This is a genomic window from Streptomyces sp. NPDC058758 (genome assembly GCF_042746075.1).
Lineage (GTDB): Bacteria > Actinomycetota > Actinomycetes > Streptomycetales > Streptomycetaceae > Streptomyces.
Map to the genome: position 1 here is coordinate 115,279 of NZ_JBHYPS010000005.1, position 25,476 is coordinate 140,754.

Here is a 25,476-nt window from a genome sequence, read left to right on the forward strand (position 1 = left end):
CCGCTCCCGGGGAGTCCGCGCCCGGCGCCGCCTCCGAAGCTCACGCGCCCCGGACTCACGCGCCCGGCACCGCCTCCGGGGCTTCCGGGCCCGGCGCCGCCTCCGGGGGCCGCGGGGCCGGTCGGGGTCCCGGTGTGCCGGCCGAGCGGGAGTTCCTCGCGCTGGAGCGGGAGCTCGCCGTGTTCCTGCGGCGGGCCCGCGCGCAGTCGGGGGAGATGGCGCGCGAGGTCCATCCGGAGCTGGAGCCCGCCGCGTACGGGCTCTTCGTGCGGCTCGACGACGCCGGGCCGCAGCGGGCCACCGAACTCTCCGGGTACTTCGGCGTCGGCAAGGCCACGATGAGCCGCCAGCTGCGCGCCCTCGAACAGCTCGGGCTGGTCGCCCGAGACCCGGACCCCGCCGACGGGCGCGCCTCCCTGGTGCGGCTCACCGACGAGGGCCGCGACCGCTTCCGCCACGTCCGGGACGCCCGCCGCGAGCGGTACGTCCGCAAGCTCGCCGACTGGGACCGGGCCGAGGTCGCCGAACTGGCCCGCCTGCTCCACCACTTCAACCAGCGCTCCGAGGGCTGAGGCGGCGGCTCAGAGCTCCACGTACACGGCCGTCGCGTCGTCGTGGAGCTTCCCGCGCCACCGGCCGGCGCTCGCCGACTCCAGGGCCCGGACCCGCTGGAGCAGCCCCGCGGGGCCCTCCTTCGCCAGGATCCCGGCGCACTCCGCCCAGTCGCCCGCGCCGAACCGCTCCACCCACCGGCTCGCCCCGTCCGTGAGCGCGGCCAGCGCCCGCACCTCCTCCAGCGGGGTCCTGCCCGTCACCGCCCGCTCCGCCACCGCCGGGTCGGCGGCCGCCGTGAAGAAGCCGCCCTCGGCGTTCCGCAGCCGGTCCGCCGCCGCGTGGGAGCGGAGCGCCTCGCGCGGGATCCGGTCCAGCCGGTCGTCGCGCACCGCCCGGACCGCGCCGTCCGGCGCCCGGAGCAGCAGGACGGAGTCGGAGAGGACCAGGTGGTCGACCCCGGTCGCGTCCCAGCGGGCGAGGACCACGGTTGCCTGAGGCGTACGCACGTGAGAAAGGTCACAGGTGTCCGCGTGCAGCTCCGCGGTGCGCCGGATTGCGAGCGACAGGATCTCGGACAGCGTCAGATCGGCGCGGGAAGCGGACAGTTCGGTCAAAGCGCCACCGAGGCGCGCGGTGAACCACGGCACCGTGTGCACACAGCCCACCTCGCCCGCGGGAGGGGTGACGCCGTCCAGGAGGACGAGCGTCCCCCCGCCGCCCGAGGCGGGCAGAGCAGCGGCGGCCCAGTCCTCGTTGGGGCGTTCGGGGCTGCCGGGAAGGGTGGCGACTTCGCTGCGCATGATGTCCAGTGTGCCCGGCTCGCGCAGGGTCTTCACACCACCTGCAAAGGGCTGAAAATGGCCTGTACCAACCGGCCGTGGCCCGCGCGGAAGCCGGAATCACCAGCTCCGGCGAGCTGCGGGCGGGCATCCTGCCAAAGCCCGCCCGGAAGTTCCAGCCGGGCCCCGCCACGGGCCCCCGGCGGCGCCCGCCGGAAGTTGTTCGCCAACTCAGGAGTGTTGTTCACTCGTTCGGGTGGCGGAGCGGCCGATGCCCGTCCCCTGCCGAGAAGCGCTGGAATGGTCGGAAGCCGTACCAGGGGTGGGGGCGGAACCTCGTGACCGGCCGTCACCTCTGCTGTGTGGGCGGACGAGTCAAGAATGCGAGCACCGGTGCAGAAGAAGCGGCCTCGGAGCATGAACGGCGCGCGGAGCCAGACCCCCGGTGAGCCGCCGACCCCCGGCACCACGCCGACCGCGGGAACCCCGTCCCCCCTCGGGAACGACGCCGGAAGCGACGCCGGAAGCAAGGCCGCGAGCGCGTCCGGGAACGGTGCCGGAACCGGCACCCGCGCCCCCGCGCCGACCCCCGGCGGCCGCGCCAAGCGCGTCCGCACCCGCCTCGTCGCCGGTGTCGCCCTCGTCGGCGTCATCGTGGTCGGCGCCGGCGCGCCCGCCGTCCTCACCGCCTCCGACGCGCTGAACGAGTCCCGGCGCCTGGTCACCCTCGCCGAACTCGACCGGCAGGCCGTCACCCTCGCGCACTCCCTCGCCGACGAGCGCGACGAGGTCGTCGCCTTCGTCGCCGCCGGCCGGGACCAGCAGACCGGCCCCAAGAAGAACCGCCGGGTCGTCACCCCCGCCAGGGCCGTCCGGGTCGACCGGCAGATCGACGAGATCCGCCCCGCCGCCTCCGAGGCGCTCCGCCGCGAGCTGGCCGGCGTCGCCTCCGTCCGTCGCGCCGCCCTCACGGGCAAGGGCACGGCCCTGGAGGCCCACAAGGCGTACAGCGACGTCATCGCCGTCCTCCAGGCCCTCGCCGACGACCTCGCCGAGCGGACCCCGCCGCGCGCCGCCGACCCCGGTCTCACCGGCGCCACCCGCGCCCCCGCCGACCTCGGCCGCGCCGTCGAGCAGGCGTCCGCCACCCGGGGCCTGCTCCTCGCCGCGCTCGCCGTCCCGCAGCCCGAGCCCACCGGCGACCTCCGCTACGACGCCGCCACCGGCACCTACGTCGCCGAGGAGCCCGAGGGCAAGGAGGAGGCCGAGCGCGCCCGCGACCTGCTGAGCGCCGCCGCCCAGCAGGCCCGGGTCCGCGAACTGGCCGCCCTCGGCGACTTCGACCGCTCCGCCGGCCCGGCCGCCCGCGACTCCCTCGCCACGACGGTCACCGGCCCCGAGGTCAAGACCGCCGAGCTGGCCCTCGACAGGCTCACCGACCGGCCCGCCCTCACCGAGGCCGAGACCCGCACCTCCCCGACCGCTCTGGACGCCGCGCTCTCCGCCCGCATCGAGCAGATGCGCGGCGTCGAGTCCACGCTCGCCGCCAAGCGGGTCGAGCGGCTCACCGCCCTGCGCGACGGCGACGTCACCGCCCTCGAACTGCGCCTCGCGCTCCTCGGCGGCTGCCTGCTGCTCGCCGTGGGCGTCTCCACCTACGTCGCCCGCAGCCTGACCCGGCCGCTCGCCGTCCTGCGCCTCGGCGCCGCCCGGCTCGCCGCCGCGCCCGCCCCGGCGGCCGAGGAGGCCGTCCGCTTCACCGGACGCAACGACGAGTTCGCCCAGGTCGTCCGCTCCCTCAACACCCTCCACGGGCAGCTCGCGGCCCTCGCCGCCCACACCGGCCGGCTCACCGGCGAGCGGGCCGGGCTGGTCGCCGCCCAGGAGGCCGCCGAGGCCGCGCTGGCCGCCCAGCGCGCCGACCTCCAGGGCCGGATCGCCGTCCTCACCGCCGACTTCGAGCGGCTCCGCGGCACGGTCCACCACACCTTCGTCAACCTCTCGCTGCGCAGCCTCGGCCTCGTCGACCGGCAGCTCGCCGTCATCGAGAAGCTGGAGGAGCGCGAGCAGGACCCGGACCGCCTCGCCACCCTCTTCAAGCTCGACCACATGGCGACCGTCATGCGCCGCCACAGCGAGAACCTGCTGGTCCTCGCCGGCCACGAGCACGTCCACGGCCACGCGGGCCCGGTCCCCCTGGTCGACGTGCTGCGCGCCGCCGTCAGCGAGATCGAGCGGTACGAGCGGGTCACCATCCAGTCGCTGCCGCCGCACGCCCAGCTCGCCGGCTTCGCCGCCGACGACCTGAGCCACCTGGTCGCCGAGCTCCTGGAGAACGCCACCTCGTTCTCCCCGCCGGACGCCGAGGTCCAGCTCTCCGGCTGGCTCCTGGAGACCGGCGAGATCATGCTCTCCGTCCAGGACTCCGGCATAGGGATCCCCGAGCACCGCCGCGCCGACCTCAACGCCCGCCTCGCCGCCGCCGACCCGGAGGCCTTCGAGGGCGAGGGCCTCGGCATGCGGGTCGTCTCCCTGCTGGCCGCCCGCCACGGCGTCGGCGTCGAGCTGCGCGAGCAGAAGCCGGGCGGCACGGCCGCCGTCGTGGTGCTCCCGCTCCCGCTGCTGCCGGCCGAGCCGCCGGCCGCGCCCGAGCCGGTACGGGTCGCCGGCACCGGCCCCGTACCCGTCCTGCACCTTCCCGGCTCCGAGGCCGAGGCCAACTCCAACGCCCTCCCGTCCCGCACCCGCGACCCGCTCGTGGACGCGGCGGAGCGCGCCTTCCGCGCGGCGGAGGAGCGGGAGCCGTCGGAGCCCGCGGTGCCGGAGCCGCGGGAGTACGGCTCCGAGCCCGCCGCCCGCGCCGAACCGGAACCGCTCCCCGTACCGCCGGCCGAGCCGGTCCACGAGCAGCCCGCCCACGAGCAGCCGGTCCACGAGTCCGTCTCCGAGACCACGCTCCAGGTGCGGCTCCCCGACCCGCCGCCCGAGCCGGACAGCCACGAGCGCGCCGCCGAACCGGCCTTCGCGCCCGCACCCGAGCAGGCCGCACCCGAGCGGGCCGTAGCCGAGCAGGCCGCACCCGAGCGGGCCGCACCCGAGCAGGCCGTGCCCGTACCGGAGCAGTTCGCACCGGAGCAGGCCGTGCCCGAGCAGGCCGGGCCCGCCGACGAGGCGCAGGTGCCCGGGCCGCGGCCCGCCCAGTGGGAGCGGGTGACCGACAAGGGCCTGCCGAAGCGGACCCCCCAGGTGGTCCGCGCCCCCGCGGCGCCCACCGCCCCCCGCCGGGGCGCGGTCGACGCCGACGCGCTCCGCCGCCGCCTGGGCGGCTTCCACCAGGGCGCCGTGGCCGGGCGCCGGGACGTCGAGGCGGAGATAGCGGCCGAGAGCACCGCGCGTACAGAGGAGATGACGGGGGACACAGTCGAGGAGGCACGCAGTTGACCGCCACGGGAACGAGCACCACCAGCACCACCGGTACGTACGGACTGAGCACGGAGGCCCGCAACCTGCAATGGCTGCTGGGCAACCTCGTGGAGGAGGTGCCGGGCGTCCGCTCGGTCGCCGTCGTCTCCTCCGACGGGCTCCTCCTGCTCTCCTCCGACCCCGAGGAGCGGCCGGACCAGGCCCCCGACGGGCCCGCCCGCCCCCGGGGCCCGCGCGGCTCCAGCGCCGACCTGGCCACCATCGTCTCGGGCATCGGCAGCCTCACCATCGGCGCCGCGCGCCTCATGGACGGCGGCGGAGTGAAGCAGACCATGGTCGCCATGGACGAGGGCAGCGTCTTCGTCATGTCGATCAGTGACGGCTCGCTGCTCGGCGTGCACGCCACCCCCGACTGCGACATGAGCGTCATCGCCTACCACATGGCGCTCTTCGTGGGCCGCGCCGGACACGTCCTCACCCCCGAAGTCCGCAGCGAGCTGCGCAAGTCGATGGAGAGTTACCGGTGACCTCGCCGACCGCCGCCCACCGGCTGCCGGTACGCGGCGAGGGACGGCGCCCCGCGCGCGTGCGCCCGTACTCGCTGACCGGCGGCCGCACCCGCTTCGGGCACGTGCTGCTCGTGGAGACCTTCGTGGCCGCCCTGGAGGCGCCGCTCGCCCGCAAGGTCCTCACGGACGGCGGCCCCGGCGCCCGCGGGCTCATGCCCGAGATGCGCGCCATCGTCGAGATATGCCGCCGGATGCGGACGGTGGCGGAGATCTCGGCCCTCCTCAAGATGCCGTTGGGTGTCGTCCGGGTGCTGCTCAGCGACCTGGCCGACCAGGGAAAGATCCGTGTGTACGGGACCGGTCACGACACCGGCCAGCCCGACCGCGCGCTCCTCGAAAGGGTGCTGAGTGGACTCCGTCGTCTCTGACGCCACCGCCGTCGACACGGCCGTCGACACCGCCGCGGCCGCCCCCGCCGCCTCCCCGGCGCAGGCCGTCCCCACCGCGAAGATCCCGGCCCAGCCCGGGCGGACGGACGGGGAACCCGACCCCGAGGACGGCGCCCAGGACTGGCAGCTCGACCACTCCCGCGCCCCGATCGCCACGAAGATCGTGGTCGCGGGCGGCTTCGGCGTCGGCAAGACCACCTTCGTCCGCGCGGTCTCGGAGATCACCCCGCTCCAGACCGAGGCGCTGATGACCCGGGCCAGCGAGGAGACCGACGACCTCACCGCCACCCCGGACAAGCTCACCACCACGGTGGCGATGGACTTCGGCCGGATCACGCTCGACAACGACCTGGTCCTGTACGTCTTCGGCACGCCGGGACAGCAGCGCTTCTGGTTCATGTGGGACGACCTGGTGCGCGGCGCGATCGGGGCGATCGTGCTCGCCGACACCCGCCGCCTCACCGACTGCTTCCCCGCCCTCGACTACTTCGAGAGCTGCGGCCTGCCGTACGTCGTCGCCGTCAACCACTTCGAGGGAACCGAGCGGTTCGAGCCGGAGGACGTCAGGGAGGCCCTGACGATCGCCCCCGACGTCCCCGTGGTGATCATGGACGCGCGCAAGCGGTACAGCGTCGTCGAGACGCTGCTCGCCATGGTCGAGCACGCGCTCTCCGCCACCCCCGAATAGCGCGCCCGCGCCCCGCCCGCAGCCCCCCACGCACCACCTTCGTCTTCGCCCCAGGAGCCCCGCCCATGCGGAAGATACTCATAGTCGGCGCCGGCCAGTCCGGCCTCCAGCTCGCCCTCGGCCTCCAGTCCCGGGGGTACGAGGTCACCCTGATGTCGAACCGGACGGCGGACGAGATCCGCTCCGGCCGCGTCATGTCCACCCAGTGCATGTTCGACACCGCGCTCGGCCACGAGCGCGACCTCGGCCTGAACTTCTGGGAGTCCCAGGCCCCGAGGATCGAGGGCCTCGGCGTCTCCGTCGCCGGCCCCGACTCGGCCCGCGTCATCGACTGGGTCGGCAGGCTCGACGGCTTCGCCCAGTCCGTCGACCAGCGGGTGAAGATGTCCGGCTGGATGGAGACCTTCGCCCAGCGCGGCGGGCAGCTCGTGATCCACGGCGCGGCCGTCGGCGACCTCGACTTCTTCGCCCGGCGCTACGACCTCGTGCTCGTCGCCGCGGGCAAGGGCGAGCTGGTCTCCATGTTCGGCCGGGACGCCGACCGCTCCCCGCACACCGAGCCGCAGCGCGCGCTCGCCGTCGCGTACGTGCACGGCCTCGGCCCGCGCCCCGAGCACCCCGACTTCGACGCGGTCCGCTGCAACATCGTGCCCGGCGTCGGCGAGCTGTTCGTCATGCCGACCCTCACCACCGGCGGCCGCGCCGACATCCTCTTCTGGGAGGGGATCCCCGGCGGCCCGCTCGACGTCTTCCGGGGCGTCAAGGACCCCTCCGAGCACCTGGCGCTGACGCTGGAGCTCATGGAGAGGTTCACGCCCTGGGAGTACGCGCGCGCCACCAAGGTCGAGCTCACCGACGCCGGCGGCACCCTCGCGGGCCGCTACGCCCCCACCGTCCGCAACCCCGTCGGCCACCTCCCGGGCGGCGGCCTCGTGCTGGGCGTCGCGGACGTCGTCGTCGCCAACGACCCGATCACCGGCCAGGGCTCCAACTCCGCGTCCAAGTGCGCCGCCGCCTACCTCGCCGCGATCGTCGAGCACGGCGACCGGCCCTTCGACGAGGCGTGGATGCGGTCCGCCTTCGACCGCTACTGGAAGACCGCCGAGCCCGTCACCAAGTGGACCAACGCGATGCTGGCCCCGCCGCCGGAGCACGTCCTCCAGCTGCTGGGCGCGGCCGGCGAGCTCCAGCCGATCGCGGACCGCTTCGCCAACGGCTTCGACGACCCGGCGGACTTCGAGAACTTCTTCTTCGACCCGGAGAAGGCCTCCGCCTACCTGGCCTCGGTGGCCTCCGGGGCCTGACCCGTCCCGTCGTACCCCTCGTCCGAACCCTCCCGGGCCGACTCCGGGACGACGGGCGGGGCGTACGACTCCAGGGACGCGCCGTCCGGGTCCGGCCGGACCGCCCCGAGCAGCGGGTTCGCGGCGAGGGGCGAGACCTTCACCCGGCCGCCGGGGCGCGGGGCCTGCACCACCAGGCCCTCGCCCAGGTAGAGCGCGACGTGGGTGGCGCCCGGGAAGTACACCACCAGGTCCCCGGGCCGCAGTTCCCCCAGCGGCACCCGGGGCAGCTCGGCCCACTGCTCCTGGCTGGTGCGCGGGAGGTCCCGGCCGGCCGCCGCCCAGGCGCGCTGCGTGAGCCCCGAGCAGTCGTACGCCTCCGGCCCCTCCGCCCCCCACTCGTACGGCTTCCCGAGCTGGCCGACCGCGAAGCGCAGCGCCTCCGCCCCGGCCCGGGAGGGGGTGCGGGCGGGGCCGAGCGCGCCGGAGGCGAGGAGCTCGCGCTGGGCGCCGGCGGTCTCGGTCCGCTCCAGCTCGGTCAGACGGGCGAGCCGGGCGGGGGAGAGGGAGGCGAGCAGCGCCTCGACCTCCGCGAGCTTCTTCCGCACCTCGTCCCGCCGGGTCCGCTGCCGCGCGGCGAGGGTCCGCTGCCGGTCGAGGGCGGTCCGGGAGTCGGCGGCCAGGGAGGCGGCCCGGCGTTCGGCGGTCCGGAGCCGGGGGACGGCGGAGGCCCGGTCGCGGGCCGTCCGGTCCAGCAGGTGGCGCGCGTCGAGGGCCGACTGCGGGTCGGGGGCGAAGAGCAGCCGCAGCGGGGAGGCGTAGGAGGTCCGGCCCTGGTACTGCTCCCGGGCGAGCCGCCCCGCCTCGGCCCGGCCGCGCGCCAGGGCGGTGCGGGCGGTCTCCAGGTCGGCGGCGATCCGCCGGGTGTCGGCCTGCTGGACCTTCAGCGCCTCCTCGGCGGCGTTGAACTTCTCGGTGGCCTCCTCCGCCTGCCGGTAGAGGGTGCGCAGGCGCGCGAGCAGCGTGGCCACGGAGTCCCCGCCGGAGGGCGCGAGCGCCCCGGCGCCGTCGACCGCCGGCCGGGGGGTGTCGGCCGTGGTGCCGGGGGCGTCCGGGGTGTCGGGGCCGTCCGCGGTACCGGGGCCGTCCGGGGTGTCGGCCGCCGTGCCGGAGTCGCCCGGGTCGTCCGGGGTGTCGGCCGCCGCGTCGGCCTCGGCGTCGGCCACGCTGTCCGGGTCCACCGGGCCCACCGGTTCCGCCGCCGGGTCCGCCGGGGCGAGCGGCGCGGGGGGGCCGGGGGGCGCCGGTGCGGCCGCCGCCGGGCCGGTCAGGGCCGTCAGCGCGGCCAGGGCTCCCGTACAGACCGTGCGCAGCAGCCTTCGCGACACGTCACCACCACCTCCAGAGCGGGCTCCGGAGGCATCATGGCGCGTCAATTCATCCGATTACCGTACGGACCGGGGCGTGGCTTCCGGCGTCACCCGTTCGGCTCTCCGTCCCGCCCCCGGTCCGCCTCCTCGCCCCGCTCCGCGCCGGGCCGCGCGGCCGGTTTCGACCACGGCCACTTCAGCTCGCGCCGCTCGCGGCCCTCGGGGGCGTACGCGTAGACCCAGCCGCGCTGGAGCCCGAGGCGCTTGGTGTGGCCCGCGGGTTCGCGGCGGTACGTGTGGAGCGCGGGCGGACGGCCGTCGTGGGCCGGCACCGGCACCTCGTACCACTTCGGCGGGTGGCCGGTCGCGCCGAGCAGGATGGGCAGCACCCTGCCGTCGAGGGGGCCGCCGCGGAAGGGGGTGTTCTCGCTTCTCACCCCACCAGTCTCACAGCAGGTGGGCCGCCTCGCCGACGAGGGGCGCCAGGCGCCGGGCGAGAGCGGCGACGGGCCCGTCGGGGCGCTCCTGGGCGAGCAGCCGCCGCACGACCGCGGCGGTCTCCGGGTCGCTCGCCGAGCCGGCCGCCAGGAGGGCGACGAGGTGGTCGACCAGCCAGTCGCGCAGCTCGCCCGCGACCGGCCGCTTGCCCTCGTCCAGCCAGATGAGGGAGGCCGCCTCGACGGCCGCGATCCAGGTGCGGACCAGCATCCCGAGCCGCGGGCCCGGCCGCTCCGCGCCCAGGTGCAGGAAGATCTGCGCGGCGGCGGCCCGCCGCACCTCGTCCACGATCGACGTGGTGTTGGAGGTCTCGACGACGCTCCCGCCGCGCAGCAGCGCGCTGAAACCGGCGTCGTGGCCGTCCACGAAGGCGAGGTAGCGGTCCAGGACCCGGCCGAGCCGGGCGGTGGGCGGGCCGTCCTCGGGCTCGGCGAAGCAGCGGTTCAGGGCGTCGGCGGAGGAGCGCAGCGCGGCCTCGTACAGCTGCTGCTTGCCGCCGGGGAAGTAGCGGTAGACCAGCGGCCGCGAGACCCCGGCCGCCTCGGCGACGTCGTCGAGCGACACGTCCTCGGGGGCCCGGTGCGCGAAGAGCCCGAGCGCGGCCTCCAGGAGCTGGCCGCGCCGCTCCTCGACGCTGAGCCGGCGGTACGCGGGAGAGGCGGCGCTCGTCATGTCCGCAGCGTATCCCCGGTACCGCCGCCTCCGGGCCCCGGCCGGGAAGCCGCCCGCCCCCTCAGGCCAGCAGGCCCGAGGAGCGCCAGAGCCGGCGGCCCGGCCCCCGGAGCACGCCGATGTCGTCGAGGAAGTCCGTCAGCCGCTTGGCGCCGGACTGCATGACCTCCCGCCGGTGGCCGCTCGCCCGCACCTGGGCGACCGCCTCCCGCCGGTCCAGGCCCACCGCGTCGTACACCGCGGGGTTGACGAAGCAGGTGGAGAAGACCCGGGCGGCCTCGCCGCAGCTGAGCCGGGTGAACTCCTGCTCCCAGCGCGGCGCCGTCACCATCTGGCGGCGCAGTTCCTCGCGGGCGTACCGCACGTGGCGGGCCTCCTCCACCACGTGGATCCGGGTCACGCCCCGGATCAGCGTCTGGACCCGCTCGTCCGGGAAGGTCAGCCGCTGCATCCAGTCGAGGATCTCCTCGCCGAGCAGGGTGGCGGCGAAGGAGCCGGGGGTGGTGGAGACGGTCTTCAGGACGCGGGCGAGGTTGTGGTAGACCCGCGGCACGGGGTAGTCGCCGGTCCCGCTCTTGCGGATCATCCGGGCGAACATCATCGAGTGCCGGCACTCGTCGGCGATCTCGGTCAGCGCGTACCGCACGTGATGGCTGGTCAGCGACTTGTCGTAGATGTGCCGGACGAGCAGCTGCATCAGGATGACCTCGAACCAGATGCCCAGCGAGGCCAGCGAGGCGGCCTCGTGGCGGGAGAGGTCGATCCGCTGCTCCTCGGACATCCGGTGCCACAGCGGGGTGTCGTAGAGGGAGACCAGCTCCGGCGGCCAGTACCACCTGCCGTCCTCGAAGGGGGCGTCCCAGTCGAGCGCGGTGTCGGGGTCGTAGGAGTGCTTGCGGGACGACTCCAGGAGCCGTTCGGCGAGCCGCTCGCGGTCGCGGAGCGGTCCGAGCGCGTCCCGCAGCCGGGTGAAGTCGGGCTCGGTGAAGGGACTCATGGCGGGGACACCTCGCTGGCGTCGGACTCGGGTTACCGTCGGTCACTCGCTATCAGACTGCCCGTCAGCAAGCCCGTCAATCCCTCGCGCGCGACTTGTTGACGCTTCGTACAGCAACGTGTGAGCCTGCTGGCGGCGGCAGGACGCCGGTGGCCGGAAGGAGTGGTCGATGTCGACGCACGAGCTCTACGTGAACCCCCCGTCCGGGCCCGGCCGGGAGATCCCGGCCACCGGAGACGCCCGCTTCTCCTGGGAGTACGACATGGCCGACGCCGGCCGTGACCGGCTCCTCGCCCTCTACCGGAAGGGCAAGGACAAGCAGTGGGACGGCGCCCGCCGCATCGACTGGGACCTGGAGGTCGACCCGTACGACCCGCTCGGCACCCCCGACGAGGCGCTCGCCCTCCACGGCACCCGCCACTGGGCCAAGCTCACCGAGAAGGACAAGGGCGAGCTGCGCCGCCACTACGCGGCCTGGAACTTCAGCCAGTTCCTCCACGGCGAGCAGGGCGCCATGGTCTGTGCCGCCCGGATCGTCGAGTCCGCGCCCGACCTGGACGCGAAGTTCTACTCCGCCACCCAGACCATGGACGAGGCCCGGCACGCCGAGATCTACGGCCGCTTCCTGCACGAGAAGATCGGGATGCTCTACCCGATCAACGACCACCTCCAGACCCTCCTCGACGACACCCTCCGCGACTCCCGCTGGGACATGCCCTACCTCGGCATGCAGGTGCTCATCGAGGGCCTCGCCCTCGCCGCCTTCGGCATGATCCGCGACACCACCGACAAGCCGCTGCCGAAGCAGATCCTCGCGTACGTCATGCAGGACGAGGCCCGGCACGTGGCCTTCGGGCGGATGGCCCTGCGCGACCACTACAAGCAGCTCACCGACGCCGAGCTGCGCGAGCGCGAGGAGTTCGTCATCGAGGGCTGCTACCTGATGCGGGACCGGCTGCGCGGCGTCGAGGTCCTGGAGAACTTCGGGATCCCGCGCGGGGAGGCGGAGGAGTTCAGCGAGCGGAGCGAGTTCCTCCACCTCTTCCGGAAGCTGCTGTTCAGCCGGATCGTGCCCTGCGTCAAGGACATCGGCCTCTGGGGCGAACGCCTCCAGAAGGCCTACCTCGACATGGGCGTCTTCGACCTCGGCGACTCCAACCTCGACCTCCTCATGACCCAGGACGAGGAGATCGCCGAACGCCTCGACGCCGAACGCTTCGCGGAGGAGGAGCGGGCACGCGTCGCGGAGGTGACGGACGCGATCGCGGCCGGGGCGGCGGAGGGGTAGGGGCAGGGACGGGGGAGCGTTGGGGGCGGGGGCGGACGGACCCGGGGCCGCGCCCGTCAGCCGGCGGGGCGGGGCAGGGACGCTCCTTCGGGGGACCGCCCGCCCGGTGCGCCCCGCGGGCGCGCCGGAGGCGTCGTCTCCGGGGGCCGGGCGCCGGGTGCGCCCCGGGGCCGGGCCGGGGGAGTCGCCTGCGCGGCCCGTTCGCCCCGCGCGCCCGGCGCGGCCCGGGACTCCGCCTCCAGGCGCAGCGCCTCCCGCATCACGTCCCGGGCGATCGGCGCCGCGCTGCCGCCGCCGCTGATGTCCGTACGGGCCGCCTCCGCGTCCTCCACGACGACCGCCACCGCGACCGCCGGCCGGGCCGAGTCCTCGGCCTGCGCCCAGGCGATGAACCAGGCGTACGGGGTCCCCGTGTTGCCGAAGCCGTGCTGCGCGGTGCCCGTCTTGCCGCCGACCCGCGCCCCCGGGATCGCCGCGTTCGTCCCCGTCCCCTCCTCGACCGCCTTCACCATCAGCCGCTGGAGCTGGAGGGCGGTCGACGGGCTCATCGCCTGCCGGTAGCCGCGGCGCGGGGTGCGGTCCACGGTCGCCCCGCCGGAGGTGGTCGTCCGGTCGACCAGGTACGGCTGCGCGATCTCCCCCGTGTTGGCGACCGCGGCCGCCACCATGGCCATCTGGAGGGGCGTGGCCGTGGTGTCGAACTGGCCGATCGACGACAGCGCCAGCTGGTCCGGGCTCATCACGCGGTCGAAGTTCGACTTCGCGACCCAGGACGGCACCCGCAGGGTCGTGTCGTCGAAGCCGAACCGTTCCGCCGTGCCGACCATGTCCTCCAGGCCGACCTCCACGCCGAGCCCGGCCATCACCGTGTTGCAGGACCACTGGAGGGCGTACGCGAGCGAGGCGTCCTCGCACCCGCGCGCCTCGTTCGGCAGGACCTGCCGGGTGCCGGGCAGCACGAAGGGGTCCGGGGTGTCCGTCGGCGCGTCCACGTCCCGCACCACCCCGGCGTCCAGCGCCGCCGCAGCGGTCACGATCTTGAAGGTGGAGCCGGGCGGATAGGTCTGCCGCAGCGCCCGGTTGAGCATCGGCTGGTTCGGCGAGGTGGTCAGCCGGGCCCAGGCGTCCTTCACGTCCGGGCCGGTGCCGGAGAGCACGCCGGGCTCGTACGACGGGGAGGAGACCAGCGCGAGGATCCGCCCGCTCGACGGTTCGAGCGCCACGACCGCGCCGCGCTTGCCGTCGAGCCCCCGGTAGGCCGCCTCCTGCATCGGCGCCCGGATCGTCGTCACCACGTCGCCGCCGGGGGAGCGGCCCCGGGTGAGGTCGTTCCACAGCGGCAGCGGCGCCAGCGCCGGGTCGGTCCCGGCGAGGAGGGCGTCCTGCGCGTGCTCGACCATCGTGGTGCCGTACGTCTGGGAGGCGTAGCCGGTCACCGGCGCGTACAACGGGCCCCGCCGGTAGGTCCGTTCCCAGCGCAGCTGCTGACCGCTGTCGCGGGAGCCGGTCACCGGCCGGCCGTCGACGACGATCTCGCCGCGCGGCTCGGCCCAGCGGGCGATGGCGCTCCGCCGGTTGGCCGGATTGGCGTCCAGCTCGTCCGCCTCGACCAGCATCACGCGCCCCGCGTTGACGAGCAGCGCGACGAGCAGGACGAGGCAGAGCGCGGCGGCCCGCCGGATGTACCGGATCACCGGCCCGCCTCCACCCGGGCGAGTTCGCCCGTGTCCGCGGTCTCCGGCCGCGGCGCCCGCGCCGAGTCGCTCACCCGCACCAGGAGCGCGACGATCACCCAGTTGGTCACCACCGACGAACCGCCCTGCGCCAGGAACGGCATCGCCATGCCCGTCAGCGGGATCAGCCCCATCACCCCGCCCGCGATCACGAAGACCTGGAGCGCCACGATCGAGGCGAGTCCGACGGCGAGCAGCCGCCCGAAGGGGTCCCGCAGCGCGAGCCCGGCCCGGTAGCCGCGCGCCACGAAGAGCGCGTACAGCAGGAACAGCGCGGCGAGCCCGAGGAGGCCCAGCTCCTCGCCGGCCGTCGCCAGGATGAAGTCCGACTTGGCGGCGAAGCCGATGAGGACCGAGTGCCCGAGCCCGAGGCCGGTGCCGAGCATCCCGCCGGCGGCGAAGGCGAAGAGCGACTGGGCGAGCTGCCCGGGCCCGTCGCCGGCCCGGATGGAGGCGTACGGATCCAGCCAGTCCTCCACCCGGCTGTGCACGTGCGGCTCGACCGAGCCGATCAGGAAGGCCCCGGCGGCGGCGAGCAGCAGCCCGATGGCGATCCAGCCGGTGCGGCCGGTCGCCACGTACAGCATGATCACGAAGAGGCCGAAGAAGAGCAGCGAGGTGCCGAGGTCCCGCTCCAGGACGAGGACGAGGACGCTCAGCAGCCAGATCGCCACGATCGGCCCGAGCACCCGCCAGGTCGGGAACTGGAACCGCCAGACCCGGCGCCCCGCGTACGCGAGCGCGCTGAGGTTGGCGGAGAGGTACGCGGCGAAGAAGACCGCCAGCAGGATCTTCGCGAACTCGCCCGGCTGGAAGGAAAGCCCGCCGATCCGGATCCAGATCCGGGCCCCGTTCACCGCGGGGAAGAAGATCGGCAGGATCATCAGGGCCAGCGCGGCGGCCACCGAGACGTACGCGTACCCCTGGAGGGAGCGGTGGTCGCGCAGCAGCACCACGACCACGATGAAGAGCGCGACGCCGAGCGTCGACCAGACCAGCTGCGGGGTCGCCGCCTGGTCGCGGGGGGTCTCCAGGTCGAGCCGGTAGATCAGCACCAGGCCGAGCCCGTTGAGCAGGAGGGCGATCGGTAGCAGGAGCGGGTCGGCGTACGGCGCCCGGAACCGCACGGCGAGGTGCGCGAGCAGCGCGAGGAGGCCGAGCCCCGCGCCGTAGCGGGCGGCGTCCGGCGGCACGGCCCCGTCGTGGGCGAGTCCCACCTCGGCGTAGCCGCAGACGGAGATGAGGACGGCGCCGAGGAGCAGCACCAGTTCCACCCCGCGCCCCTTCGGGACCCGGACGCCGGGCGGCGGCGCGTCCGGAGGCGCGTCCGTGGTCCGAGGTGCGGTCATGGTCGGCAACGTAGCAAGCCGTATGCCGTATGTCCCTTTTGTGTGACGGTGTGCCGTGGGCGCGCCGCGCTTCCGCCGCGGGCGTGCGGGGCGGGCCGTGCTTCCGCCGCGGGCGTGCGGGGCGAGCCGAAGGTGCCGGGCGGACGGCGGGGACGCCGTGGGTGCTGGGCGGCGCACTGCGGGGCGAGCCGGGGGTGCCGGGCGGCGCACGGCAGGGATGCCGTGGGGTGCCGCGCGCCGAGGGCCGCCGCGGGAGCGCTCATCCCTCCGGGGCGTCCATTCCCCCGGCGTGCTCATTCCCCCGGGGCGCTCATCCCTCCGGGGCGTCGTCCTCGAACCGTACGTACTCCGGCAGCCGGATCCGCGCCTCCGCGCCGCCGCCCTCCGCGGCGCGGCCGAACTCCAGCTCGGCGCCGATCACCTCCGCCTGGCCCGCCGCGATCGTCAGGCCCAGGCCGTGCCCCTTGCCGCCGCTCTCGGTGCGGAAGCGCTGCGGGCCGGAGGCGGACAGGTACTCCGGGAAGCCCGGACCGTGGTCCCGTACCGCCACCGTCGCCCCGTCCACGGTCACGACCACCGGCGGCCGGCCGTGCCGGTGGGCGTTGGCGACCAGGTTCCCCAGCACCCGTTCGAGGCGCCGCCGGTCCGTCTCGACCGTCGCGTCCCGCGCGATCCGCACCTCGGTCTCCGTGCCGGAGGCGCGCACCACCCGCTCGACCAGCGGCCCGAGTTCGTGCACGGCCAGGTCGACGGTCTCGTTGCGGGCGTCGAGCCGGGAGATCTCCAGGAGGTCCTCGGTCAGCCCGCGCATGGCCCTGACCCGGTCCCGTACGAGCTCCGCGGGCCGGCCCTCCGGCAGCAGCTCGGCGGCGGCCGAGAGGCCCGTCAGCGGGGTCCGCAGCTCATGGGCCACGTCCGCCGTGAACCGCTGTTCGTTCTGGAGCTTGCGCTGGAGCGAGGAGGCCATCGTGTCCAGCGCCCCGGAGACCGTCGCCACCTCGTCCTGCGGCCGGCGCGGGTCCTTCGTCCGGGGGTCGTCCACGCGGGCGTCCAGGTCCCCGGCGGTGATCCGGCGGGCCACCTGCGCCGTGGCGTGGAGCCGCCGGGTGACCCGGGTGACGGCCACGACGCCGACGGCCAGCGTCGCCGCGATCGCGAGGATCGAGGAGCCGACGATCGACCGGTCCAGGGCGTCGATCGTCCCCGCGCCCACGCTGTGGTCGACGCGGACGGCGAGCGCGTGCCCGTCCGCCGGGCCCGCCGCCCACATGGTGGGCCGGCCCTGGTGGTCGGAGGTCATGGTGCCGCGCTCGCCGCGCGCGGTCAGCCGCCGCAGCGGCTCCGGCAGCCCGGCCGGGTCGAGCCCGGCGAACGGCGGCAGCGGCTCGCCCGCCTCGTACGACCGGGTGACCTCCGCGAGCCGGGACAGCGCCTTCTCCCGGGCGTCGCGCACGGTCTGCCCGGTCACCGAGACGTGCACCAGCGTGCCCAGCAGGGCGGCCAGGGCGCAGCACATCACGGCGATGAAGACCGCGGCCTTCCAGGTGAGCGTCGCGGTCCAGGCGGGCGCCCGGGGCCGCCGCGCACGGCGCGCGCTCACGTCACCGGCTCCGCGCGCGGGGAGCCCGGGCCGGGCGGCTCGGCGCGGGGGGAGCGGGGGGAGGCGGTGCCCGGCGGCTCGGCCCGGGGAGAGGAGGGGCCCGGCGGCTCGGTACCGGGCGGGGCCGTGCGGGGGGAGTCCGGGCGGGGCGGTTCCGTGCGCGGGGCGGCCGACGGGGACCGTACGGGCACGATCTCGTCCCGCGCCGGCAGCATGCTGTGCTGGAGCCGGTCCCACGACCAGGCGGTGCGGTACTCGTATCCGGGGATCCCGGCCGAGGCGGCCCGCACCACCAGGTCCCGCCCCGCCAGCTCCACGCTGATCACCTGGTCGACGGTGGACATCACCCGGGTGAGCCCGCCCCGCTCCGCGAGGTACACCCGCACGGCGACCTGCTGCTCGGGCAGCCGGATCCCGACGATCAGCTCGTCCCGGCCGTTGCCCGTGAGGTCCCGGTAGTACGGCGAGAGCACCGGGCACGCCTCCGGCGCGGTGTCGCAGGCGAGCACCGCCCGCGCCGTCCGCTCGTCCAACCCGCCCGGCCCGTCGTCCCCGGCGTCCGTGCCGGGGTGCGCCGCCACCTCGGCACGCACCACCGCGACCGGGTCCACGGTCCGCACGTCGGCGCCCCGCACGGTGATCCCCGGCACCCGCTCGGTGTCGGTCTCGCCGTAGTCGGCCGGCGGATCCGAGGCGGGCGGCAGGTCGGGCCACAGCCGCACGGGCCCCACCGCCGTCTCCGACGGCCCCTCGCTCTCGAGCCCGCCCCCGCCGCCGCACCCGGCGAGGAGCGGGAGGGCGCCCAGCGCGAGGGCGGCGGCGAGCCGGACGGTACGGGGTCCCACGGCGCTCCTCGGATGGTGACCGGTCTTTGGTCAGAACGATATGCGGTGTCCCCTATTGTTCGATTGTCGGAATTGCCGCTTGGGGGCCTTCCGGAGTCCTCCGGGGCCTTCAGGAGCCCTCCGGGGTGTTCCGGAAGGACGGGGCGGTACGGTCCGGCGGCCGAGGGGCCGACTGGCCGGCCGCGCGACCCGACCGGCCGCGCGACACGGCTGACCGCGCGACACGGCTGACCGACCGGCCGACTGTCCGGCTGCGTGATGCGGCCTGAGGCGCGACTCCCGCCCCGCCCCCCTCCGCCCCGCCCCCTCCGGGCCGCCCCCTCCGGCCGGCCCTACTCCAACCCGCCCTGCCCCGGCCTGCTCCGGCCCGTCCCGCCCGCTCCCGCTCCCGCTCCCGGAAGCCGCCGCTCAACCCTGGAGCCCCCGCAGCTCCATCCGGGCCAGCGCCGCGCGGCACAGGGTGAGGAGCTTCTCGTCCTGGTGGACGTCGTGGCTGCCGGAGGCGCCCTCGCGGGCGTTGTGCCGCCGGCGGCGGGTCAGCTCGGTGAGGATCGGCAGCTGCGCCGCCGCGGCCGCCGGGCCCATCTCGGCCAGGCACTCGGCGATGTCCACGCGCGCGTGCCGGTTCTCCTCCCAGGCCGCGAGCAGCACCGGCAGCGTCCGCTCCGTCTCCCCGGACACCCGCCACAGCGCCGCCGCGCACCGCACCCGCTCCCACAGGTCCCGGGACGTCAGCCCCGGCCGCAGTGCCCGGGCCGCCCCGGCCGCAGCCGGGCCGATCGCCCCCAGCGCCTGGGCCGCCGCGCACCGGTCGGCGCCCGACGCCCCCGGCCGCAGCCACCGCACGAGCACCGGCACCACCGCCTCCGCGTCGCCCTCCACCGCCCACAGGGCACGGGCCGCCGTGGTCGCGACCGCCGCCGAGTCGGCGCCGAGCAGCTCCCGCAGGTCCGGTACGGCCTCCCGGGCGGCGGGCCCGAACGCGCCGAGGGTCCGCGCCGCGGCCTCCCGCACCCACGCCCGCCGGTGCTCCGGCGCCCCCCGCAGCACCCGCAGCACCTCCGGCAGCGCCTGCCCGCCGCGTACCGCCGCCAGGGCGTACAGCAGCGGGGACGCCCGGTCGTACAGGTCCTCGTCCAGCTCCACCGCCGCCAGCCGCCGCCGCAGCAGCGGCGCGAGCCCCGCCGCCGCCGGGCCCAGCCCGTCGACCGCGTACAGCAGCTCGCGCCGCACCTCGCCCGGCCCTTCCAGCGCGCGGGCGAGCAGCGGCACGGCACGGGCGTCGCCGCTCCGCGCCAGGGCGAGCAGCGCCCCGTCCCGTCCGGTCCGGCCGGTCAGTTCCCCCAGGCCTCCGGAGGGCGCCGCGGCCCGGTGCGCGCCGCCCGGGCCCTCGGCGAGGACGGCCGCGAGCCCGTCGGCCGCCGGGGCGCCCAGCTCGAAGAGGCGCTCCAGGAAGGAGGTGGCGGCGTCCCGCAGCCGGGCGTCCGGATCGGCCAGCTGCGCGCCGACGAGCCGCACCACCTCCTCGTACCGCCCCCGCCAGAGCCGTATCAGCCCCCCGCACAGCCAGACCGCGTCCGCCCGCTGGCCGGGGTCGGGGCTGCGCAACTGCGCCAGGATCAGCGCGATCCGGTCGTCCACCCGGTCGTCCAGCGCCCCGTGCAGGGTGCGCAGCAGCTCCTCCGTCCACGGCGTCCGCCGCCCCGCCACGTGCTCCTCAAGGAGCTCGCGCACCTGCCCCACGAGCGTCGCCGGCATCCGGACGGGCCCCGGCTCGCCGTCCCGGTCCCGGTCCCGGTCTCCGTCCCGGTCCCGGTCTCCGCAGACCGACGGCTCCGGCTTCGCCTCCGGCTGCGGGGCCGTCCGGATCTCCTCCAGGAGGTCCGTCACCCACCGCACGATGTCCTCCGGGATCCGCCCCGGCGAGCAGCGCGCGAGCTGCGCCAGCGCCGCGAGCCGCAGTCCCGGGTCCTGCGCCGCCCCCGCCAGCCAGCCCAGCCAGTCGACGGTCTCCGCGCGCAGCGACGCGTGCCGCAGCGCGATCCGCCCCACCGCCGCGACCAGCGCCAGCCGCACCTCCGTGTCCGGCTCCACGGTCAGCCGCTCCCGCAGCAGGGTCAGCACGCGCGCGGGGTCCGGGTGCAGCGACGCCAGCGCCACGGGCGCGGCCAGCCGTGCCTCGGGGTCGGCGCCGTCGACCAGCCCGAGGAAGACGTCGGCGCCGGCGGCGACCGCGGCGGCGGCCATCGCGAAGTTCGCGGCCGGGACGAAGCCGTCGTCCGGGCCGGGCCCGGACGGCCCGTCGAGGTCGTCGTCCTCGTCGTCCAGCTCGATCCCGCCGATGCTGGTGAGCAGCTCGACGATGCCGCCGCGGTCCTGGACGGCCGGGTCGGCGACGAGCTCCAGGAGGAAGGGGATGCAGGCGAGCGTGGAGTCGTACACGTCGCCCTGGTGGTGAACGGCGCCGTACATGCCGTCGAGGGCGGCCTCCCGCTCGGCGGGGTCGGCCGAGGCGAGACCGCGCAGCAGCGCCGGCACGTCGTCCGCGGGGCCGTACGCGTGCCCCAGCGAGGCCCAGTCGACCTCCTCGATCCCCGTCAGCATGGCCAGGCCGCCTTCCCCGTGAGCGCTTACCAGGCAGCAAGTGTGCACCACAGGAAGGACATCGCAGCCGAACGGACGTCACGCACCGTGCGAACGCCTGACGTTGCGCTCGGTTTGCGCCATGTACGCACTGTGGGCGGCCCGTTGCGTACGGTGCGGGCCGCCGGAAGTGCGGCGACGGCACGCGCGCGTGGAGCGTCCGGGACGGGCGCGGAAGGGGTGGAAACCGGCCTCGGGCGAGGCGCCCGGCCCGCCGGGCCGAGCCGGAAACGGCGACCGGGCCCCGCCTCCGCGCCCCGCGGGTCCCGTGACCGCACGCGCGTCCCCGGCCGGCGCCCCCGGGGACGGCCGGAAGGCGACGCACACGACAAGCACCTCGGCGCGCCCGAGCACGCCCGAGCGCGCCCTCGTCCACCCACCTGCCCCGCCCACCTGCCCCCCACCTGCCCCGTCCGCTCCGCCCCGCCCGCTCCGTCCGCCCCGCGCCGAACAGAGACCCGAGCGGCTCCCCGTCCCCCGCCGGACGTGGCGAGATGTCGCTCCCCAGGAAGGCGCACGAGGACACCGAAGCGACCCTCCTCGCCCCTCTCTCCCTCCCTCCCCGCTCCCCTCCCAACCCCCGGAAGAGGCCCGAACTCATATCCACCCAGACCCTGTTGGGCCAACCGAATAGCGGACACCGCACGTCGCCCTTCGGACAACAGATGGTCAAATCCTTGTTGCATACCTGTCAAAAAGTCGATGCGCCTGGCACGCTCCCCTCCGCGTCACCCCCCACACCACCCCCACGCGTTTCAGCGAAGGAGCCCGCGTGATCCGCCAGCAGTCCTCGCACCGCCGGACCGTCGTCCGCACCGCCGCCCTCGTCGCCTCGGCCGCCATGGTCGTCGTCGGAGTCCAGACCGGAACCGCGGGCGCCGAGACCCGCGCCGCGTCCGCCGGCGACGCCGCGACCGGGGCCGCCACCCTCGTCCTCAGCGCCCCCCAGCGCGCCGCCGCGATCCGGGACGCCCAGGCGTCGGCCGCCGACACCGCCCGGGCGATCGGCCTCGCCGACCGCGAGGAGCTGGTCGCCCGCGACGTCGTCAAGGACGCGGACGGCACGGTCCACACCCGCTACGAGCGCACCTACGACGGCCTCCCGGTCCTCGGCGGCGACCTCGTGGTCCACCAGAAGAAGAACGGCGCCCGCTCCACCACCAAGGCGACCTCGGCCCGCATCGCGGTCCCGACCACCACCGCCGAGAGGGCCCGCGAAGGCGCCCGCAAGGTGATCTGGGCGGCCGGCGGCAAGCCGGTCCTCGCCTGGGAGACCGTCGAGAAGGGCCTCCAGCACGACGGCACGCCCAGCGAGCGCCACGTCGTCACGGACGCCGCCACGGGCAAGGAGCTCCACTCCTACGAGGCGATCGAGACGGGCGTCGGCAACACCCAGTACAGCGGCCAGGTCACCCTCGGCACCGCCCCCGGCTTCACCCTCACCGACACCGCCCGAGGCGGCCACAAGACGTACGACCTGAACGGCGGCACCAGCGGCACCGGCACCCTCTTCACCAACTCCACCGACACCTGGGGCAACGGCCTGGCGGGCAACCGCGAGACCGCCGCCGCCGACGCCCACTACGGCGCGGCCGTCACCTGGGACTTCTACAAGAACGAGCTCGGCCGCAACGGCATCCGCGGCGACGGCGTCGCCGCCTACTCCCGCGTCCACTACGGCAACGCCTACGTGAACGCCTTCTGGTCCGACTCCTGCTTCTGCATGACCTACGGCGACGGCACCGCCAACGCCAAGCCGCTGACCTCCCTCGACGTCGCCGGCCACGAGATGTCCCACGGCCTCACCGCCTCCACGGCCAACCTCCGCTACAGCAAGGAGTCGGGCGGCCTCAACGAGGCCACCTCCGACATCTTCGGCACCTCGGTCGAGTTCTACGCCGCCAACGCCTCCGACACCGGCGACTACCTCATCGGCGAGAAGATCGACATCCGCGGCAACGGCACCCCGCTCCGCTACATGGACAAGCCCAGCAAGGACGGCAACTCCGCCGACTACTGGTCCAGCAGCCTCGGCCGCCTCGACGTCCACTACTCCTCGGGCCCGGCGAACCACTTCTTCTACCTCCTCGCGGAGGGCAGCGGCACCAAGACGATCAACGGGGTCACCTACAACTCCCCGACCTACGACAACTCCACCCTCACCGGCATAGGCCGCCAGAAGGCCTACAAGATCTGGTACAAGGCCCTCACCACCTACATGACCTCCTCCACCACCTACGCCGGCGCCCGCACCGCCACCCTCTCGGCGGCCTCGGACCTCTACGGCGCCGCCTCCCCCGAGTACAACGCGGTCAACGCCGCCTGGAAGGCCGTCAACGTCAAGTAACCACCAGCCCCCGCCCCCCGCGCGCACATGAAGAAGACCCCGCCCCAGCTTGCGCTGTGGGCGGGGTCTCGACACTTCTCACGAAGTGCCCCCGGCAGGATTCGAACCTGCGCACACGGCTCCGGAGGGCATGCTTCAGTGCAACTATCTAGCTGCCTGACCTGCATGAACACTTGAGGACGAAGTTCCTCGTTGGTTCCCACTCGCTACTCACGCGCAGGGAAGCCCGCAAGCACATGAAACTTGGTCTGGCCCCGTGCCACTCAGGACTCCGGGCAGCCGTGTGAGAGCTAGCCGGCGTCGTCAAGTGTGCCCGCTTCATGCCTCGTTAGGCGGAACGTAGTGAACCACTCACAGCAGGGGTTGCTCCCTGGTAGCCTCCGCAGCAGGGCGAAGGGGGAAGTTTTATGGAATGGCCAAGTACTGCCCTAATGGTCGCCCTGGCATTTCCAGCGGCCTATGGGGTTCTTCGCATTATTCGCGACATTGGCACGGGTCGTAAATCGGTAGTAGATGAACTGCTTTCGGGTGGCCAGTCATCTGAATCGCATCTCAGTGCGGTGTATCGGGATGCTCTCCTGCTTCGTGGAGAAAGCGAGTGGTTGGCGGCCAACCCTTACGCGCCTTTTGAGGTGCTGCGAGATCGATGGAACTTGCGAACCTATGTTGAACAAGAGGATGTCTCGGTTAAGCCGTTTGGCGAGTCGGAGGAAGAGGCGCGCGCTCGGGTCAGGAAGCATGGCTATGACAGGCGGGTGGCAGGTCGGATTCCTCCAGAGGACGCTAAGCGTCACAGTGCTGCTTCCGATTTGTTGACAAAAGCCAAGGAAGGCCTCGGTCAAGCTAGCTCCCTTGAAGATCCAAACGGGCAGTTCGCTGCCGCACACCTCGCCGCCCTGAGGGCGGCGGCGGCTGTCATTTCGGTGCGAGCATCTTCGGGTGAGGCGGCTAATGAGAATAGACGTAGGGGCGTTCGGTCGGCTTGGGATTTGCTTCCCGAGGTAGCGCCTGAGCTGAAAGAATGGAGCGAGCTCTTTGCGGCAAGCGCCCACCTGAGGGCGCGTGCTGAGGCCGGTATTCAGGGCGCAGTTACCAGGCTCCAGGCAAATGACATGAAGCGTGACGCTGAGCACTTCGTCCGGCTCGCTGAGCGTCTCCTCTCGGATAACTACAACTCCGTAGCGAGGAGAGTAGCTCCAGATCTTCTAGAGGTCTCGGAAAATCAGGACACGGGGTCTGCTGTCCGCCACTTGGCGCAGGGATTTGATGATCTATTTAAGGCCTTGGGTCCACCTCCCCCTGGTATCCGGCAGAAGGAATCGGTATCTGATGGAGGCGGGGGGACAATTCGATGACGCGTGAAGCTGCCGGGTTTCCGAAGCATCAGCAATCTGGTCTTGAAATTGCAATGCAGTGGGCGGATCTTCCTGCGGAACATTTGCAAGTCGCCCTAAAAGCGCTTGAGCCTCAGCTTAGGCGTGAGCATGAGCTGCGAATGGCGGAGCAGGTGGCACTTCAGCAGATCGAGCTAGAAAGAGTTAGGCAAGAAGCTAAAGAGGCGGCTGCGCGTAGATCTCACACCCTGTTGCTGTCTGGGCTCATCGCGGGTTTTGTTTTGAGTGCCGGAATGCTAACGGGAGCTGTCTTCATGGCCCGAGAAGGGCAAGTCGGATTGGCGGCTATGCTTTCCGGCCCGAGTGTACTTGCGTTGGCGTCACTTTTTGTCCTGAGGCGCTCGGATACTGCTCATACTAAATCTCTGCTCAGAGCGCAGAGGTCTGCGATTCAAGCGGCCCCCCCGCCTCCGCCGTGAGATTTGATAATTCGTAGATTTTGGAACAGTGAGGATGCTGCTCTGTCTGTTAAGTCAGACTTTGATTTCTGGCGGAGTCGCCATGGGGCACAGAAGGTCCAGCCAGTCGCTTGGCATTGGTGTATTCCGTTTCGCAAGTCGGGCATGCGAAGCTGGAGGGTGACCATGGCTGAAGGAGGAGTGCGTGCCCAGTGCCAGCCCGCGCGGTACGTTTCAGGTGATCGCTCAGGCGCTGCGTGAGCGGATCGCTACTGGTGTCTACGAGGGTGGCTTGCCTTCCGAAGCCGAGATCGGGCGGGAGTTCGGCGTAGCCCGGACGACCGTACGGCGAGCGCTACGGGCTCTTGAAGAGGCCGGAGACGTTAAGGCTGTTGCTGGGGTCGGGCGCGCGGTGGCCGGCGGTGCCGGTGTAGCGCCGTACGAGCAGATCGTGAACGACTTGCTGGGACAGATCCGAAGCGGCGCCCTTCCAGTCGGTGCCCAGCTGCCGAGCGAAGCGCAGTTGGTCGGGCAGTACGGGGTTGCTCGTGGAACCGTCCGCCGTGCGGTTCGTGAGCTGGAAACTTCTGGGCATGTCGAAGCCCGGCACGGTGTAGGTCGGTTCGTCAGGTCCCCTTCCTGAGCGCGCACATTCT

20 protein-coding genes are annotated in these 25,476 nt (G+C 73.9%); 10 read left to right on the forward strand and 10 right to left on the reverse strand.

All coding sequences use genetic code 11. The annotated features are described in order from the left end of the window. The first annotated feature begins 134 nt into the window (after positions 1-134). Complete coding sequence (locus ACFW6A_RS08795; protein WP_351841480.1) at positions 135-572, forward strand: MarR family transcriptional regulator; 438 nt, start codon at positions 135-137, stop codon at positions 570-572. Positions 573-581: 9 nt separating this feature from the next. Here the strand turns inward: ACFW6A_RS08795 and ACFW6A_RS08800 are convergent, their stop codons facing one another. Continuing rightward, positions 582-1,355 carry a hypothetical protein gene (locus ACFW6A_RS08800; protein WP_386484937.1) on the reverse strand — a complete coding sequence of 258 codons (774 nt, stop codon included), beginning with the start codon at positions 1,353-1,355 and terminating at the stop codon, positions 582-584. A gap of 360 nt (positions 1,356-1,715) precedes the next feature. Between ACFW6A_RS08800 and ACFW6A_RS08805 the strand changes: the two genes are divergently transcribed. The 5 genes from ACFW6A_RS08805 (at position 1,716) to ACFW6A_RS08825 (ending at position 7,707) form a co-directional block, all read left to right on the forward strand. Next, positions 1,716-4,775 (forward strand): nitrate- and nitrite sensing domain-containing protein, encoded by a 3,060-nt coding sequence (locus ACFW6A_RS08805; protein ID WP_386639512.1) that lies wholly within the window; start codon positions 1,716-1,718, stop codon positions 4,773-4,775. Beyond that, a complete protein-coding gene (locus ACFW6A_RS08810) occupies positions 4,772-5,284 on the forward strand; it encodes a roadblock/LC7 domain-containing protein (RefSeq protein WP_351841474.1) in 513 nt (170 codons plus the stop codon). The genes ACFW6A_RS08805 and ACFW6A_RS08810 overlap by 4 nt, the downstream gene beginning before the upstream one ends. Then, positions 5,281-5,694, forward strand: coding sequence for a DUF742 domain-containing protein (locus tag ACFW6A_RS08815; RefSeq protein ID WP_351841472.1), 414 nt, complete (start codon positions 5,281-5,283; stop codon positions 5,692-5,694). The genes ACFW6A_RS08810 and ACFW6A_RS08815 overlap by 4 nt, the downstream gene beginning before the upstream one ends. 82 nt (positions 5,695-5,776) lie before the next feature. Beyond that, a complete protein-coding gene (locus ACFW6A_RS08820; protein WP_351841500.1) occupies positions 5,777-6,403 on the forward strand; it encodes an ATP/GTP-binding protein in 627 nt (208 codons plus the stop codon). A 65-nt stretch (positions 6,404-6,468) separates the two neighbouring features. After that, a complete protein-coding gene (locus ACFW6A_RS08825; RefSeq protein WP_351841470.1) occupies positions 6,469-7,707 on the forward strand; it encodes a styrene monooxygenase/indole monooxygenase family protein in 1,239 nt (412 codons plus the stop codon). On the opposite strand, the gene ACFW6A_RS08830 is transcribed toward ACFW6A_RS08825, so the two are convergent. The 4 genes from ACFW6A_RS08830 to ACFW6A_RS08845 form a co-directional block, all read right to left on the reverse strand. Next, positions 7,677-9,074, reverse strand: a complete 1,398-nt coding sequence (locus tag ACFW6A_RS08830) for an NlpC/P60 family protein (RefSeq protein ID WP_386639516.1) — start codon at positions 9,072-9,074, stop codon at positions 7,677-7,679. The genes ACFW6A_RS08825 and ACFW6A_RS08830 overlap by 31 nt on opposite strands. Positions 9,075-9,163: 89 nt before the next feature. Continuing rightward, positions 9,164-9,493 (reverse strand): hypothetical protein, encoded by a 330-nt coding sequence (locus ACFW6A_RS08835; RefSeq protein ID WP_351841466.1) that lies wholly within the window; start codon positions 9,491-9,493, stop codon positions 9,164-9,166. 10 nt (positions 9,494-9,503) lie between these two features. After that, on the reverse strand, positions 9,504-10,226 hold the full coding sequence (locus ACFW6A_RS08840; protein WP_351841464.1) for a helix-turn-helix domain-containing protein: 723 nt from the start codon (positions 10,224-10,226) through the stop codon (positions 9,504-9,506). Between the two features lie 61 nt (positions 10,227-10,287). Next, positions 10,288-11,223, reverse strand: a complete 936-nt coding sequence (locus tag ACFW6A_RS08845) for a diiron oxygenase (RefSeq protein WP_351841462.1) — start codon at positions 11,221-11,223, stop codon at positions 10,288-10,290. A 169-nt stretch (positions 11,224-11,392) separates the two neighbouring features. Here ACFW6A_RS08845 and ACFW6A_RS08850 point away from each other — a divergent pair, with 169 nt between their 5' ends. Continuing rightward, positions 11,393-12,511, forward strand: coding sequence for a ferritin-like domain-containing protein (locus tag ACFW6A_RS08850; protein ID WP_386639521.1), 1,119 nt, complete (start codon positions 11,393-11,395; stop codon positions 12,509-12,511). Between the two features lie 56 nt (positions 12,512-12,567). Here ACFW6A_RS08850 and ACFW6A_RS08855 read toward each other — a convergent pair whose 3' ends face one another. From ACFW6A_RS08855 to ACFW6A_RS08875, 5 genes are all read right to left on the reverse strand, one after another. Next, the gene (locus ACFW6A_RS08855; RefSeq protein ID WP_351841458.1) at positions 12,568-14,205 is read right to left on the reverse strand and encodes a penicillin-binding transpeptidase domain-containing protein; all 1,638 of its coding nucleotides are present in this window, start codon (positions 14,203-14,205) and stop codon (positions 12,568-12,570) included. Further along, positions 14,202-15,593 (reverse strand): FtsW/RodA/SpoVE family cell cycle protein, encoded by a 1,392-nt coding sequence (locus ACFW6A_RS08860; RefSeq protein WP_351841456.1) that lies wholly within the window; start codon positions 15,591-15,593, stop codon positions 14,202-14,204. The genes ACFW6A_RS08855 and ACFW6A_RS08860 overlap by 4 nt, the downstream gene beginning before the upstream one ends. Before the next feature lie 310 nt (positions 15,594-15,903). Further along, a complete protein-coding gene (locus ACFW6A_RS08865) occupies positions 15,904-17,193 on the reverse strand; it encodes a HAMP domain-containing sensor histidine kinase (RefSeq protein WP_351841454.1) in 1,290 nt (429 codons plus the stop codon). Further along, a complete protein-coding gene (locus ACFW6A_RS08870; protein ID WP_386639526.1) occupies positions 17,190-18,038 on the reverse strand; it encodes a hypothetical protein in 849 nt (282 codons plus the stop codon). The genes ACFW6A_RS08865 and ACFW6A_RS08870 overlap by 4 nt, the downstream gene beginning before the upstream one ends. Positions 18,039-18,446: 408 nt before the next feature. Beyond that, complete coding sequence (locus ACFW6A_RS08875) at positions 18,447-20,642, reverse strand: HEAT repeat domain-containing protein (protein WP_386639529.1); 2,196 nt, start codon at positions 20,640-20,642, stop codon at positions 18,447-18,449. 880 nt (positions 20,643-21,522) lie between these two features. On the opposite strand from ACFW6A_RS08875, the gene ACFW6A_RS08880 reads away from it, so the two are divergent. The 3 genes from ACFW6A_RS08880 (at position 21,523) to ACFW6A_RS08890 (ending at position 25,463) form a co-directional block, all read left to right on the forward strand. Beyond that, entirely contained in the window at positions 21,523-23,028 is a 1,506-nt protein-coding gene (locus ACFW6A_RS08880) for a M4 family metallopeptidase (RefSeq protein WP_386639678.1), read from the forward strand. Positions 23,029-23,459: 431 nt separating this feature from the next. Continuing rightward, on the forward strand, positions 23,460-24,383 hold the full coding sequence (locus ACFW6A_RS08885) for an SAV_6107 family HEPN domain-containing protein (protein WP_386639532.1): 924 nt from the start codon (positions 23,460-23,462) through the stop codon (positions 24,381-24,383). Positions 24,384-25,058: 675 nt separating this feature from the next. Beyond that, a complete protein-coding gene (locus ACFW6A_RS08890) occupies positions 25,059-25,463 on the forward strand; it encodes a GntR family transcriptional regulator (RefSeq protein ID WP_386639681.1) in 405 nt (134 codons plus the stop codon). The last annotated feature ends 13 nt before the right edge of the window (positions 25,464-25,476 follow it).

Excerpts from the sequence above, each read along its gene's own strand:
- ACFW6A_RS08800 (WP_386484937.1), bottom strand. The coding sequence starts at position 1,355 with ATGCGCAGCGAAGTCGCCACCCTTCCCGGCAGCCCCGAACGCCCCAAC.
- ACFW6A_RS08860 (WP_351841456.1), bottom strand. The coding sequence starts at position 15,593 with ATGACCGCACCTCGGACCACGGACGCGCCTCCGGACGCGCCGCCGCCC.
- ACFW6A_RS08875 (WP_386639529.1), bottom strand. The coding sequence starts at position 20,642 with ATGCTGACGGGGATCGAGGAGGTCGACTGGGCCTCGCTGGGGCACGCG.
- ACFW6A_RS08845 (WP_351841462.1), bottom strand. The coding sequence starts at position 11,223 with ATGAGTCCCTTCACCGAGCCCGACTTCACCCGGCTGCGGGACGCGCTC.
- ACFW6A_RS08885 (WP_386639532.1), top strand. The coding sequence starts at position 23,460 with ATGGTCGCCCTGGCATTTCCAGCGGCCTATGGGGTTCTTCGCATTATT.
- ACFW6A_RS08840 (WP_351841464.1), bottom strand. The coding sequence starts at position 10,226 with ATGACGAGCGCCGCCTCTCCCGCGTACCGCCGGCTCAGCGTCGAGGAG.
- ACFW6A_RS08850 (WP_386639521.1), top strand. The coding sequence starts at position 11,393 with ATGTCGACGCACGAGCTCTACGTGAACCCCCCGTCCGGGCCCGGCCGG.
- ACFW6A_RS08805 (WP_386639512.1), top strand. The coding sequence starts at position 1,716 with ATGCGAGCACCGGTGCAGAAGAAGCGGCCTCGGAGCATGAACGGCGCG.
- ACFW6A_RS08825 (WP_351841470.1), top strand. The coding sequence starts at position 6,469 with ATGCGGAAGATACTCATAGTCGGCGCCGGCCAGTCCGGCCTCCAGCTC.
- ACFW6A_RS08880 (WP_386639678.1), top strand. The coding sequence starts at position 21,523 with ATGGTCGTCGTCGGAGTCCAGACCGGAACCGCGGGCGCCGAGACCCGC.